Origin of the sequence: Streptomyces sp. CB02414 (genome assembly GCF_001905385.1) — a bacterium.
Taxonomy (GTDB): domain Bacteria; phylum Actinomycetota; class Actinomycetes; order Streptomycetales; family Streptomycetaceae; genus Streptomyces.
This window is the reverse complement of sequence record NZ_LIPF01000007.1, coordinates 1-14376: the sequence shown is the minus strand read 5'-3', so window position 1 is coordinate 14376 and position 14376 is coordinate 1. Positions and strand designations below refer to the sequence as shown.

Below are 14376 nucleotides of genomic sequence, written 5' to 3'. Positions count from 1 at the left end.
ATGAGGCAGGGTGAACGGCATGGTGACCTTGGCCAGCCCGTCGGTGGGCACGTCGGTACGCGCAGCCTCTGCGGCCCTGCTGGATCCTGCCGCGCTGTCTGTCTCGCTCCAGCTGATGGGCAGCCAGGCGCTGCTGTTCTACCGGTTCGACGAGGAAGAATGCGCACGCCGCGCCCGCGTCTCAGCGGCCCGCCTCGACAGACTTGATGCGCTGCAGACGCTTCTGGAGCTGCCCGTCGACGAGCCCGTTGCACTGGCGTCGCTGCCTGCACGGCTGCGTTCGGCGGTACGTCGGCTTCCGGCCGGTGCCGCCGACGTCGACCGCTGTGAGGTCACCCGTCGCGCGGTGCGGCCGCTCACCGTTGATCTCGCCGTGGTGCGGGCAAGCGCCGCGGGCTGGCGCGGAGGACTCGAGCAAGCCGGCCGTTTCGCCCCCTTCTGCCGGCGCGCCCTGCTGCTGGACAGCGCTCCACCTGCGCCTGAGGAGAAGCTGATGGAAGCCGCCTTCTACGGCATCGGCGTCCTGGTGGCCGACGGCGAGAGCGTGGACCTGCTGCTGGAACCCCGGTCCTACACCCCGCGCCGCCATACCCCCGCGGCATGGTGCTTCATAGAGGAGTTCCACCACCGCATCGGCTAGTCACGGCTCACCGCGCTCCGCGCCCGCCACCGGGCGTGCCGTCGAGGGGGCCTGCGGGCCGACGGGGGCCTGTGCCCACTGCAGCAGCTGCTGGGGCACCTCGAAGGCGCTGAACCCGGGATGGTCGAGTTCAGCGTTGAGCACCGGGTAGCGGTCCACCGCGCGCCGACAGCGCTGCTGCCACCACGCGGGCCGCCCGGTTGGCTCGACGGCGTCCATGCTGCGCAGCCACTCCATCAGCACCGCCGCATTGTGGGCGGCCGCCGGCACCTGCCAGTGATTGCTGACGAAAGTGTCCAGGACGAGCCCGTCGCAGGCCGCGCACCGGCACACCGGCGCCAGGCCCGCGGCGAACCTCTTCGCCAGCGTCTCGCCGAGGAAGAAGTCCATCAGCTCCGGCAGCAGCACGGAGGGCGAGTTCGGACCGCCCGGGGACCGCTTGGCCGCCTGGCCAGGCGGGACGATGTGCCGCACGCTGCTGGTGGCGCCGAAAGCGGTGAACGCCGCCCCGTGGGCCAGAGCCCCGAACGCCGCGAGGTCGGCACGCAGCAGCGCGGTCCCGGGGGCCTCCGCCAGCAGCCGCTTGAGGTTGCCGACCGCCTGGGAGAAGCTGGCCAGCGGGTCCATCTGCCCGCCGAGCATGACCGCTTTGGGGTTCGGTACGACATTGAGCCAGGCGATCAACTGTCCGACAGCGTCGTCGCGCAGCCACGCCACGTCCACCGGCACACTGAAGAAGACGTGGGGGTCCTCGAGCTTGAGAACCTGGTGGACGGCGGCCTTGAGGGCGTCGGAGTCTTCCGCGTGCAGATATCCGGTGGGCGTCATGGCCGCCGTCGCGCCCGCACGGTGGCCCACCTGCTCCTCGATCGACAGCTGCAGCGGGTCGCCGAAGGCCAGCTGGCCTTGCGAGACGTCGGGAAATGGGTCGCCCTCGCTGGCCGCCGCCACGGTGTAGACGGCGGGATCCGCCAGCAGCGGTCCCGTGAACCCTTCCTCGCGCAGTTTGCGGACCTTCGCCGCCGCCCCTGCCCCGCTGACGACAAGCCCGCTGCGCACCGGATCGAGCTGCTCGCGGATATAGCCGACGCGGCTCACTCCGGCCTGCAGCAGTATCCGACCTCGCAACTGCTCGGGTACAGAGGGCGGTTGGGTGAGAGGAGGGTCGGGAGGCTCCGCGGGATCGGAACCGGCGCCTGGGCGCGGGGAGGGGAACGACTCAGTCATGGCCTCACCTTCGAAGCGGAATCCACCGCCGCGCCTTCGCGCGGGGCGTACAGCAGCTGGAAGTCCTCGGGCAGCAGCCGGGCACAGCGGGCCAGCTCTTCCTCGCTCATCCCCGCGGCCAGAGCGGAGCGGATCAGCCCGGGGACGTATCGGGGCCGCTCCCGGTCTATCTCGACCGGTTCGGCCGTGCGGTAGCCCAGCGCGGACATCTCCACCATCACACTGCGGTACTGCCAATCCGTGACGATGTTCAGACTCTGCGCCCGGCGCAGCAGCGCGGCCATCGACACCTTCCACTCCCGCTTCAGCCGGGCCAGCAGTTCCAGGTCGACGCGGGGCGCGAAGGCGGAGCGGATGTCACGCGCGGGCATGAGGAACTCGGCGGCGAATTCGTCGGCTTGCCGCTCCTGTATGGCGCTGTCGCCAGGGGACTGGTGCAGGACCAGGTGCCCCAGCTCGTGCGCCAGGCTGAAGCGGTAGCGGTCTGCGGGCGCGTGGTGGTTGGCCAGGATGAGCGGCGGCTGCGTGCCGTCCCACTGGCTGACCGCATCGAGCCGGCCGCTGCCCAAATCACGCGCGACCACCAGAACTCCGGCCGTCTCCAGGGATGCGGTGAGGTCCGCCGCTGGGCCCGGCGGCATGCCCCAGGCCTTGCGGACCTGCCGGGCTACATCCTTGGCGGTGGTCAGGGCGTCGAGTGCGACAGTGGGAATGGCGGCGGCCCGCACGCGGAGACCGGGTCGGCACGCGGCGATGCCCTCCAGCTGAGCCCGTGTCAGGGCGAGATGGGCATGTTGGCGCCGAAGGGCGGAGACGGTCAACGACGCACGCTTGCGGTGGTGGACGAGCCCCACGCCGACCCCATGCACCTGCGGATCCAGACACAGCAGCTCCGGCGGATACCCCAACGCCGCCGCATAGAACTCCAGCCGCTCTCCTGAGACCGCCAGCCGGCCGCTCTCAGCGCGGCTCACGTACCCCTGCGACACCGCCGCGTCACCGCCGGAGGCCTTCATCATCGCCTCAGCCACGTCGGCTTGTGTCATGCCGCGGAACTCGCGGGCCACCACCAGCATCCCCGGCTGCGCCGAATGTACGTCGCTCACGTTGTACCACCTCAGATCAGACCTCAAAAGATTAGCCTCAAATATTCCTCTGTGTATCGAAGTTGACAAAATTGACAGAACGTCAAGGCGAGTGGCTGGGGGATGGGCGGGCGGCGTGACGCCGCTCGTTCACGCGGATGACTGCTCCTGGAACCCGAGACGAGGCTCGATCGGCCGTGACGCCCTCGGCGAAGTGCTCCGCCATGGCGGCCGCGACGTCCCGGGTCTCGATCCTCCGCTCCCGACTCCCGGCCGCAGGACCGTGCTGTTCCGGTCCGCGCTGGTCAAGACGTACGCCGCGAGGCCGTGCCGGCGCAGCGCCCGGCTTCTGCGGGATGCGGCGTTCCAGCCCCGGCGCGGAGAGTCCCGCCTTGCCTCGAGCCAGACCCTAACTGACGCAATACGGGGAGCTGTTGCTTTGCGTCCCTCTAAGATGACTGCCTGCGATGAGTGCTCAGGTGCCTCATCCGCACGCGTAACGCCCGCACGCCACACCCCTGCCCGTCGCCCGGCGGAGCGGGGAGATACGGAGCAGCTCGACCGTGCACCTCATCCGCTTCTCCGCGTGCGGGTTCCGCTCGCTGACCCATGTGCAGGACATCCCGGTCAGCAGCCCGACGATCCTGGCCGGCCGCAACGACGGCGGCAAGAGCGCGGTCCTGGCCGCGCTGGCCTTCCTGCTGGGCGAGCACCGTCTGACGGACGAGGACCGCACCTACCAGCAGGACGAAGGCGTCAAGGGACAGCGCTGCGCGGGACATGGGTGGAGGGCGTCTTCCGCTTGGACACCGTCGAGCAGGCCGCCGCCCCCTTACCGGCGGAGCTCCGCATCCGGCGCCGCTCACGGGCCGGTGAGGCGGCATGCTGGGAGTTCTTCGGATCGCAGCCCGCCGACAGCCGTCTGCAGGGCCTGGGTCGGCTGATGAAGAAGGACCTGACCGAACTGGTCGCCGAGTTCGGACTTGCCCCGTCGGGCACGCTGAAGGAAGATCTGCTGGCCGCGCTCACCGCACACGCCGCGACCGTCCCGCAGACCGAGCAGTGGCAGCCGCTGCCGAAAGACCTCGAGGCACGGCTGCCGCGGCTGCTGGCGTTCGGCGGCAAGGACGAGAGCCCGGACGACGCGGTGCGCACCGCGCTGAGCAGCTGCTACGAGACCCACCTGGAGGACGAGACCCTCCAGGGACAGGTCCGGGAGATCGAGAAGGAGATCACGCAGCGGCTGGAGAAGGAAGCGGACTCCCTGTGCCGGCACATCCGCCAGCACTGCCGTGAGTTCGTCGGCGTGGAGGTCAAGCCCGAGGTCTCCTTCAAGGGCGGCTTCAAGAGAGCGCCGCTGGAGGTCTCCAAGGCCGACGGCGAGCCTGTGGATCTGACCCGCTCGGGCCAGGGCAGCACCCGGCGCATCGCCCTCGCCGTGTGGGAGTGGACCAGCAGCCTCCTCGAAAGCAGTGAACTCGCCGCGACGGGGGAGCAGGACGAGCCGCAGCCCACCCAGACCATCGTCGTCTACGACGAGCCCGACACCCACCTCGACTACCGCCACCAGCGCACCGTCATGGACATCATCCGCAAGCAGTGCGCCCTGCCCCACGTCAGTGTCATCGTCGCCACCCACTCGATGAACCTCATCGACGGCGTCGACATCGCCGACGTCGTCCACCTCAAGCTCAGCGACAGCGGCCGCACCCTCGTCGAGCGCCTCGACGGCGACACCCACGACGGCATCGACTTCCACCTCGGACAGATCGCCGCCGCGGTGGGACTGCGCAACTCCGTCCTGCTGCACGAACGCTGCTTCCTGGCAGTCGAAGGCCCACCGAGCAGCAGTGCGTGCCCCTGCTCTTCCGCCTCTCGCAGGGACTGCCCCTGCAGGCGGCCGGCATCGCCCTGTGGGCCTGCGACAACAACGAAGGAGCACTCCACCTCGCGGGCTACCTCGTCAAGCACCATCGCACCGTCATGCTGATGGTCGACGCCGACAGCCGCGCAAATAAGCACTTCAGAACCGAGAAACTCATCAAAGCCGGTCTCGACCTCACCAAGCAGGTCTCGTACGTCGGCGAGAGCCAGGGCTACAACGAACTGGAAGAGCTCTTCAGCGACCTCCAGTGGGCAGCCGCCGCCAACGCCCACTGGCCCCGCCCCGAGGGCCAGCCCTGGAGCGCCGACGACTTCAGCGAGCACCGGGGCGGCAAGTTCAGCGAGCGCATCCTCTACATGATCAAACAGCAGGCCGCAGAGAGCAGCCCCAACGGCAAGGCCGACATGCTCTACGCACTGGTGTCCATGCTCACCACCCCCGAAGAGGTCCCCCAGCAGCTACGGGACATCTTCACCGAGGTGCAGGCCCTCGCCTGCTGACCTGCTGCTGCGTTCGCCGCTGCAGCATGCGCTCCTTGCGCTGCTCAGTGGTCGGCGCCGTCCAGGCGTGCCATCCGGCCTCCGCAGTCCATTGCCGCGCGTGCGCGCGGGCTTCGATTCCGCACCACCGGCAGCCCCCGGGCGCCACAGTGTGCTCGGTCCTGGCAGAACGCGATAACGACATCACATCCTCCTTCCCCCACTGCTCATCTTGCCTCCTGCCACTGACAATCACCCTGCGAGCCGCGTCCGGCTCCGCCACCCGGCGGCGCATACGAAGAAACCTTTCCCTCACGTGCCCCAAGCCCCCGAAACAAGACCGTTTATCGGGAAAACCGCCCGTAGCTCCCACCACTCTGGTTACGGTCTGTGCCCATGAGGTTTCTGCATACCTCGGACTGGCATCTCGGCTGCCGGTTCCACGGGGAAGATCTGATCGACCACCAGCGCAAGGTCCTGGACCACATCTGCGCCACCGCCCGCACCCAGAAGGTGGACGCCCTGCTGATCGCGGGCGACATCTACGACCGTGCCATTCCGAGCCTGGACGCGGTACGTCTGTTCGACCGGGCTCTGCACCAGCTTGCCGACCTTGGTATCCCCACCGTCATGATCAGCGGGAACCACGACTCGGCCCACCGTCTCGGTACTGGCTCCGGCCTGTACGCCAAATCGGGCGTTCACCTGCGCACCGACCCCGCCGACGCTGCCCGCCCCGTCCTCCTCGACGACGAGCACGGTCCCGTCGCCGTCTACGGAGTGCCCTACCTCGAGCCCGCCCTGGTACGCACCCAGTTGGACGCAGAGACAGCCTCCCACCAGGCCGTTCTCACCTCGGCACTGGACCGCATCCGGACTGACCTCGCCACCCGTCCGGGCGCCCGCTCCGTCGTCCTCGCCCACGCCTTCATTACCGGTGCCACCACCAGCAAAAGCGAACGCGACATCAGCGTCGGCGGAGTCGCCCACGCCGGCGCCGACCTCTTCGACGGCATCGACTACACCGCCCTGGGCCATCTGCACCGCCCGCAGAGCGTTAACGACCGCATCCACTACAGCGGCTCCCCACTGGCCTACTCCTTCTCCGAGGCCAACCACACCAAATCGATCACCCTGGCCGACCTGCCGGCCGCCGGAGCCCCCACGATCACCCGCCACAACATCCCGGCCGACCTCCATCTGCCGCTGGCCCGGTTGACCGGCCGCATCGAGGATCTGCTGACCGACCCCGCGCACGAAGCTCTCAGCGAAGCCTGGCTGCAGGTCACCCTCACCGACACCGCCCTGCCGTACGAGGCGATGGCACGACTCAGACAGCGCTTCTCCAAGACGCTGGACATGCGGCACGTACCCGCTGGCATCCCGGCACAGGCCACCGACAGCCCCACCTACCGCGAACGGGTACGCGGCCGCGGCGACCTCGACATCGCCCACGACTTCATCACCGCCGTGCGCGGCACCCCACCCACCACCGCAGAGGCAGGCCTCCTGCAAGAGGCCGTCGACGACATGCGCGTGCGCGCCCAGGAGAAGGAAACCGTCTGACATGCGTCTGCACTCCCTGCGCCTGCAGGCCTTCGGCCCCTTCGCCCGCCGGCACACCGTCGACTTCGACGCCCTGTCCGCCGACGGCCTGTTCCTCCTGCACGGCGACACCGGCGCCGGCAAGAGCACCCTGTTCGCCGCCATCTGCTTCGCCCTGTATGGCCTGCCGCCTCACGAACGCAACATGCGGCTGCGCAGCGATCACGCTCCCGCGGACCTGCTGACCGAAGTGACCCTGGAATTAACCCTGGCCGGCAAGCGCCTGCAGATCCGCAGGATCCCCGCCCAGAAGCGACCCCACCTGCGCAACAGCGCAGAACTCGTCGACCAGAAGGCCGAAACCCACCTGCACCAGTGGGTCCTCGACGAACACGGACACGGCCGGTGGGAAGGCGTCATCAAGTCCCACAGGGAAGCCGCAGAAGAGATCAAGTCCCTCCTGCGCCTGACCCGGCAGCAGTTCTGCCAGGTCGTCCTGCTCCCGCAGAACGAGTTCACCAAGTTCCTGCGTGCCGACGCATCTGAACGCCGCATCCTGCTTGGCACCCTCTTCGGCACCCGCCGCTTCGGCCTCATCGAAGAATTCCTCGCCAACCGCAAAACCCTCACCACGAAGACGCGCGACGAGGCCCGCGCCGACGTCCTGCGCCTGGCCGAACGCATCAAGCAGGCAGCCGGCGACGACCTCGAACCCGCCCAGAACGCCCCCCGGGCCGACGACCCCGCCACCCTCACCGCACCCGCCCGCGCGTGGGCCAGCGCCCTGCACCACCAAGCCCTCACCCGCCAGTACGCCGCCGACGCCGCCACCGAGACCGCCGAGCAGCAGCTGGCGCAAGCCCGCCTGACAGAACAGGCCGTCCGCGACCTCCACCGTCTCCAGCAGGCCCACCGCACCACCGCACACGAGCTCGACCTGCTCCACAAGGAGGCCACCCGCCACGACCTCCTTGCCGAACGCCGCGACCGCGCTGTGAAAGCCCAGCAACTGCAACCCGTCCTGGAGACCGCGCACACCGCCGACCGCGAGCACACCCGTGCCCTGGACGAGGACAGCCGCGCCCGCGCCCTGCTGCCGCCCGAACACACATCCCTCGACGCCGCTGGCCTCACTCACGCCGCGCAGCAGCTGCACGCCGACACCGGCGCTGTCCAGGCGCTGCTGCCCGACGAGGCCACCCTCCAGCGCCACACGGCAGAACTGGCCGCACTCGACCGCGAGCGCCAGCAGCTCACCGAAACCCTCACCGACGCCCAGCAATGGCTCAACGCCCTTCCACAACGCCGCGCCGACCTTGCCGCACGTCTGGAAGCCGCCCGCAGCGCGCAGGAAACCAGCCGCGAACTCACCCCCACCCTCAACCTCGTTGAAAAGCAGCTGGAAGCCGCCAGGCGCCGTGACGCCCTCGACCAGCAGATCAGCGTCGCCCACAAAGTCCTCAGCCAGGCCGAGAAGGACTCCGAGCAAGCCGCGAAAACGTACATCGACATCCGACGCCGCCGCACGGACGGCATCGTCGCCGAACTCGCCGACCGGCTCGTCGACGGCGAAGACTGCCCCGTATGCGGTTCCCTCACCCACCCCGCACCCGCCACTGCCCAGCCAGGCCAGCCCACCGCCGCCGACGAACAGGCCGCCGAAGCAGCCCACACCCGCACCCAGCAGAGTGAGAACAAGGCCAAAGAGGCCCTGGCCCACCTGAACGAACAGGCCGCCACGGCACGCGGTGAAGCCGGCGGCGACACCCCCCTCGCCGACCTCACCGCCCACCGCACCGCCCTCGAACAACACCTCGCCGACGCCCTCTCCCAGGCATCCGACGCCGGACCGGCCAGCGAACAACTCGCCCTTCTGGAAAAGGAACAGGCCGAAACCGAGCACACCCGCAACACCGCCACCGCACGCCTGGGCGCCGCCGACGCAACCTACGACAGCCTGCACACGCAGCGCGAAGAGCTCACCCACCGCCTCGCCACCGCCCTCAACGGGCACGCCACACTCGCCGACCGCATCACCGCCCTCACCCAGCACGCCAGCCGCCTCGAGGCCGCCGCCGCGTGCGCCGCCACCGTGACAACAACCGCCACAGACCGCCACAGCGCCGCCGCTCTCGCCGAGCAGGCAGCCCACGCGGCAGACTTCACCTCCCCGGCCGAAGCCTCGGCCGCCCGCCTGCCCGACGACGAACTCACCGCGATCGACAAAGAGATCACCCACTGGCGTGAACAGCGCCTCGTACTGACCGCCCGGCTCGCCGACCCCGAACTGCAGGCAGCCATCACCCAGCCACCCGCCGACCTCGAGCACGCCGTCACCGAACTGAACACCGCCACCACAACCCACACCCGCACGGCAGCCCTCGCCACCCAGGCCGCCGACCGGACAACCACCCTGGCCGCCCTCACCGCTCAGCTGGACACCCAGATCCAGCGCCTGGAACCCCTCGAGGACGCCTACCGCACCGTCGATCACCTCCACGGCCTCATCAGCGGCAGCTCCCCCAGCAACCAGCTCCGCATGCAACTGGAGTCCTACGTCCTGGCAGCCCGTCTCGAAGACGTCGTCGACGCCGCCAACACCCGCCTGTCACGCATGTCCCACCACCGCTTCACCCTCGTCCACTCCGACGACAGAGCTGCCCGAGGCGCCAAATCGGGCCTGGACCTCAAGGTCCTCGACGCCTGGAGCGGACACAAACGCCACACAGACACCCTCTCCGGCGGCGAATCCTTCTACGTCTCCCTGGCCCTCGCCCTGGGCCTGGCCGACATCGTCACCGCCGAAGCCGGCGGCCAGGCACTGGACACCCTCTTCATCGACGAAGGCTTCGGCACCCTCGACGAAGACACCCTCCACCAAGTCCTCGACGTCCTGGACTCCCTACGCGCCCACGACCGCACCGTCGGACTCATCAGCCACGTCCCCGAACTCCGCCGCCGCATCAGCCAACGCCTGCACATCTCCAAGAACATCGACGGCTCCACCCTCACCCACCTGACCGAAACGGCCGAATGACCCCACGACGGACGCCGGACCCGCCCTCGCCGACGAAACGCAAGCCCCAGGCCGCGCACACTCACTGATCTTTAACCTGCCGTCGGCCCAAGGCGTAGCCACAACCACCGGGGCTGCCTGTACCCCTCTCGGCCCCGCCGAGAAAGGCAGCCCCACAGCGCTCCCGCGTCGAAAGCCGCCCATCCCTGAAGGCACCCGACCTGCCTCCCAGAAGGAGCGCATCGAACACGTACTGCTTCATGCCATTTCTGCATGTGATCGAAGTGACGGAAACAGAGCACTGCGGTGCATGAGCACCTGCATCGGCCACCGCAGCCGTACCAGAACACGCCAGTCCAGTCCGCATGACAGGAGTTTCCGCAGATCCGAGAACCACTGTCCCGCATGTTCGAACACCGCCGGACCTGTGACCGCATCACGGCGCGTTTTCGAGGCACTGCCAAAGCCTCCGCTGATCAAACCGGCGGACTTGTCAGTACCCGCTGCTACACCAATTCCCAGAGATCAGACCGCAGTTGGCGGCCTGACGACACGGAGGAGGAAGCAGTGGCGAAGCCGCCCGAGGGCTACTACAAGGTGCGAAGTCATTACCGACGCAAACCCCGCCCCAGCGCGAAGAAACTGAGCGGCTGGTCGATCGCAGGGCTGATCGCGGTGGTGTGGCTATGGAGCCAGCTCATCGGCTTCGGAGAGGCCTCCCCGACAACACCGCAAACCCCTACACCATCAGTGTCAGCGAGCGTGGGCCACTGATGCCCCGCCGCTCGCCCCGGCTACGCCCACCCCGCGGCGGCAGGGAACAGGCCGCCGCCGCGGCCGTCGCCTGCGCCGCACTCTGGCTGCTGGCCAAGATCGCCACAGCCACATGGCAGGCAGCCGTCCGCATCTGGCCATGGCTCGCCGTCCTCGCAGCTCTCGCCCTCTGCTACGCAGCCTGGCGGTTCATCCGTGAACTGCAGGCCCGGAAGGTGCGGGCCCAGACGCTGGCCCGGCTCCGGATCACGCTCGCGCAACTCGACGCCATGGACGACCGGGCCTTCGAGTTCGCCCTACGTGACCTGCTCCTCAGGGACGGCTGGAACGCACGGCAGGTCGGCCGGCAAGGAGACCAGGCCGCAGACGTCATCGGCGAAGACCGCCAACGCGGCAGAATCGTCCTGCAGGCCAAGCACACGACCGTCGCCGGCAAGGTCGGCTCCTCAGTGATGTACCAGGTCAAAGGCACCGCAGGCCCCGCGCACGGAGCTGATATCGCAGTCGTGGTCACCAACGGCTCCTTCACCCAGGACGCCAAAACATGGGGCGAACGCCACCAAGTGCACTGGATCGACCGGGACCGCCTGCGCCGGTGGGCCGAACACGGCACGCCCCTGCAAGACCTTCTGCGCCTGCCCACGCCACGCAAGACAGCCTTCCGCCGGGCTGCCTGAAACCAAGCGGAGAAAGCCCGAGCCCTGAGCCGTCGCCCCCTATCCGCATCCGACAACACTGATCATGGGGCGCGCATGGGCTCGCAGCGCGCCCCCGCCAGAGCAGAGACACTGCGCCGCACCCCTGCTGTACGCGAGAATGAACGCGAGTCAGCCCCTCCTGCATGCCGAGGAAACGCGCGATGACCGCCAGTCCCACCGCAACAGAACACCTCGGGCGTCTGGTCCTGCGCACAGACCAGCAGGAGGGCCTCGCCAACACGGTTCGCCACCTGCGCCGCCCGCGCACCCGCGGGCACGCCGTCTCGGCCTGCGGCACCGGCAAGACCCTCTTCGCACTGCGCGTAGCCGAGGAACTCGGCGTGCAGCACCTGGCAGTGGCGGTGCCCAGCCTGGACCTGGTCGCACAGTGGGCAGCGGCCGCCCGCGCAGACGGCCGCCGCGAGCCGATGATCACCGTCTCCTCGCTACGCGCCGCCTCCCACCCGTTGCTCGCCGAGGCCGAGGTCGACTCGGCCAACGCGGGGGAGTACCTGGCCTACTGGCTCAGCCGCCACCCCAAAGCGACGGTCTTCTTCACCTACGACTCGCTGTCCAAGATCGAAGAGGCCCAGCACTCCGCGATCTTCCCCGCCCCCCTCTTCGGCCTGCTGGTCGTGGACGAAGCCCACGCCACGGCCGGCACCTGGGAGAAGAACTGGACTGCGCTGCACGACAACGAGCGCATCCCTGCCGAGCGCCGCCTCTACCTCACCGCCACCCCCTATGTGTGGGACGCCCCCCGCCTGACCGAGCCGCCCACCACCAGAGCGCAACCCAAGCGCACCACCGCCACCGCACCCGCCTGGGACGACCCAGCCCTGCTGGCGACCATGGACCAGCCGCAGATCTTCGGCCCCCGCCTGCACACCTACTCCCACGCCGACGCCATCGATGACGGCGTCCTCGCCGACTACCAGCTCGCCGTCCCCACCGTCACCGACACTGAACTGCACAACGCGCTCACCGATCCTGAAGCCGGACCCACCGCGCGCCGCACCACCGCCCTGCACTTGGCCATCCTCAAAGCCATGCGCGAGCAGGACCTGCGGCACGTGTTCGTCTACTTCCAGCAGATCGCCGACGCCGCCGACTTCGCCCGCCAGTTCGCCCACACCCTGCGCACCCTCCCCGACGAACTGCGCCCCGACTGGGCGGACGACGTCGTCGTGCAGTCCATCGACGGCACCCACAGCCCCCACCGGCGCGCCGACACCATCGCCCGCTTCAGCAACGCCGAGCGAGGCGTGCTGGCCAACGCCAAGGTCCTAGGCGAAGGCGTCGACCTGCCGGCCGTCGACGCTGTCGTCTTCGCCGACCGCACCGCCAGCGTCCGCCGCATCGTCCAAGCGCTCGGCCGCGCCCTGCGCAAACCACCCACCCTCAAGACGAAGACAGCCAGCCTCGTCATCCCCGCCTACATCCCGCCCGGCACCGACCCCACCGACCTCCTCGGCACCCCCTACGAAGCCCTCTGGCTGGTCACCGCCGCCCTGCGCCACCACGACCAGACCATCGCCGCCCACACCCCCCGGGCCAAGAACCAGCATCCCGCCCGCGACTCCCACACCTACATCACCCGCCGCTTCCGCTTCGACCACACCCTCGACCCCACCGCGATCGCCCGCGCCCTCGACCTGCTGGTGTGGCCCTCCAGCGGCGCCGTCCTGTCTGCTCCCCGCCGCGCTGGCCTAGCCGCCGCCATCCGCTACCAAAGCGAACACAGCCACCTGCGCGTGAGCGCCGACTACGAGGACGCTTACGGCTACCGGCTGGGGCAATTCATCACCGGCCAACGCACCGCCTACCAGGCAGGCACCCTCGATCCGGCATGGATCGCCGAGCTCGAGGATCTCGGCATGATCTGGGACGACCACGAGGCCACCTGGCAAGGCCACCTGGCCACCGTCGAGGCCTTCCACGCCGAACACGGCCACCTTGCCATCCCCACCCAACTACCCGGCGGCCAGTTCCTTGCCGACCAGCGCGCCCTAGCCCGAAAGGACCGCCTCACCCCCGACCGCGACAACCAGCTCACAGCCCTCGACCCAGACTGGAAACTCCCCTACGGCCCCGACTGGCATCGCAAGTACCATCTGCTGCGCCGCCACCTGGAAGCCGGCAACCACCCCAGCACGCTGCGCCGCGACGCGGTCATCCATGGAGTGAAGGCGGGCAGCTGGCTACGCCGCCAGCTCACCAGCTGGCCCGACCTCGACCCCGGCCAGCGCGACCTGCTCGCCCGCATGGGAATCACCCCCGACTGCGCCCTCCTGGAACAGAAACACGTCGCGGGCAGGCCGAGCACATCGCGGCGGCGCACGTTCGCGCAAACCACCGAGATCCTCGGGCTCTTCGTGGCACGGTGGGGACGCACCCCCGGCGCCCGAGAGTGGATCGAGGTGGACGGCGACCGTGTCATGATCGGTCCCTGGCTCGCCAAGGTCCGCACCAAGCTGAACAATGATCAACTCCCCTCAGAGCAAGAAGAGTTGGTGTCCGCTACCCTTGCCGAGCACGGCATCGATCTGGTCCGTGCTCCTGGGACCATCGGACCATCAAGCGGCTGAGGTTTGGCCGCTGAGCTCAGCGCGACAGCAGACGCGTTCGCCCGCTCCCGGGTCCCATTCTCCAGTGAGCGGGGGAGTGGCAGAACTCGAATACTCCAAAGTTTTGGAGACAAGGAAGCAGCGGCACACAGGATTGGCACGGCTTGACGTTCTAGTCGTAACTGACGAGCCGTCACCAAGTACCCAGTCGGGTAGGCCAACGCCCGCCGCCCCCTACTGCTAGCCGAATCAACCTGCATCCCAGTCATGTTGGACTTGAAAAGCGAAGGCGAGTCGGGGAGGAGGTACGATCGCGGAGCGATCGGGACACCGCACCGACGACCCAACTCGATCCGCGGAGCGGATCCGGTCCCGGAGGGACCGAGCCCAGCACCCGCGGAGCGGGTGCTGAACCGACGCGTAGCGTCGGCGCGTCGTTCCTGCGGAGCAGGACGCGCGC

At 68.9% G+C, this 14376-nt stretch carries 9 protein-coding genes; 7 read left to right on the top strand and 2 right to left on the bottom strand.

Going from position 1 to position 14376, the window contains the following annotated elements; translation table 11 throughout:
* The first annotated feature begins 10 nt into the window (after positions 1-10).
* Complete coding sequence (locus AMK11_RS22505; RefSeq protein ID WP_079187626.1) at positions 11-640, top strand: hypothetical protein; 630 nt, start codon at positions 11-13, stop codon at positions 638-640.
* Here the strand turns inward: AMK11_RS22505 and AMK11_RS22500 are convergent, their stop codons facing one another.
* Together AMK11_RS22500 and AMK11_RS22495 are read right to left on the bottom strand one after the other, a co-directional pair.
* Positions 641-1738 (bottom strand): hypothetical protein, encoded by a 1098-nt coding sequence (locus AMK11_RS22500; protein WP_073729843.1) that lies wholly within the window; start codon positions 1736-1738, stop codon positions 641-643.
* 125 nt (positions 1739-1863) lie between these two features.
* On the bottom strand, positions 1864-2973 hold the full coding sequence (locus AMK11_RS22495) for an XRE family transcriptional regulator (protein WP_241847039.1): 1110 nt from the start codon (positions 2971-2973) through the stop codon (positions 1864-1866).
* Positions 2974-3754: 781 nt separating this feature from the next.
* Between AMK11_RS22495 and AMK11_RS37975 the strand changes: the two genes are divergently transcribed.
* The 6 genes from AMK11_RS37975 to AMK11_RS22460 all read left to right on the top strand — a co-directional run bounded on the left by AMK11_RS37975 (position 3755) and on the right by AMK11_RS22460 (position 13937).
* Positions 3755-4942 carry an ATP-dependent nuclease gene (locus AMK11_RS37975; protein WP_338012654.1) on the top strand — a complete coding sequence of 396 codons (1188 nt, stop codon included), beginning with the start codon at positions 3755-3757 and terminating at the stop codon, positions 4940-4942.
* The gene (locus tag AMK11_RS39130; RefSeq protein WP_338012653.1) at positions 4936-5337 is read left to right on the top strand and encodes a hypothetical protein; all 402 of its coding nucleotides are present in this window, start codon (positions 4936-4938) and stop codon (positions 5335-5337) included. The genes AMK11_RS37975 and AMK11_RS39130 overlap by 7 nt, the downstream gene beginning before the upstream one ends.
* Positions 5338-5712: 375 nt before the next feature.
* Complete coding sequence (locus AMK11_RS22480; protein WP_030229525.1) at positions 5713-6882, top strand: exonuclease SbcCD subunit D; 1170 nt, start codon at positions 5713-5715, stop codon at positions 6880-6882.
* A 1-nt stretch (position 6883) separates the two neighbouring features.
* Positions 6884-9898: an AAA family ATPase gene (locus tag AMK11_RS22475; protein WP_073729842.1), complete on the top strand. Its 3015-nt coding sequence runs from the start codon at positions 6884-6886 to the stop codon at positions 9896-9898.
* Between the two features lie 752 nt (positions 9899-10650).
* Entirely contained in the window at positions 10651-11328 is a 678-nt protein-coding gene (locus AMK11_RS22465; RefSeq protein ID WP_073729840.1) for a restriction endonuclease, read from the top strand.
* Positions 11329-11510: 182 nt separating this feature from the next.
* The gene (locus AMK11_RS22460; protein ID WP_073729839.1) at positions 11511-13937 is read left to right on the top strand and encodes a DEAD/DEAH box helicase; all 2427 of its coding nucleotides are present in this window, start codon (positions 11511-11513) and stop codon (positions 13935-13937) included.
* Positions 13938-14376: the final 439 nt, after the last annotated feature.

Excerpts from the sequence above, each read along its gene's own strand:
- AMK11_RS22480 (WP_030229525.1), top strand. The coding sequence starts at position 5,713 with ATGAGGTTTCTGCATACCTCGGACTGGCATCTCGGCTGCCGGTTCCAC.
- AMK11_RS22475 (WP_073729842.1), top strand. The coding sequence starts at position 6,884 with ATGCGTCTGCACTCCCTGCGCCTGCAGGCCTTCGGCCCCTTCGCCCGC.
- AMK11_RS22460 (WP_073729839.1), top strand. The coding sequence starts at position 11,511 with ATGACCGCCAGTCCCACCGCAACAGAACACCTCGGGCGTCTGGTCCTG.
- AMK11_RS22465 (WP_073729840.1), top strand. The coding sequence starts at position 10,651 with ATGCCCCGCCGCTCGCCCCGGCTACGCCCACCCCGCGGCGGCAGGGAA.
- AMK11_RS39130 (WP_338012653.1), top strand. The coding sequence starts at position 4,936 with ATGCTGATGGTCGACGCCGACAGCCGCGCAAATAAGCACTTCAGAACC.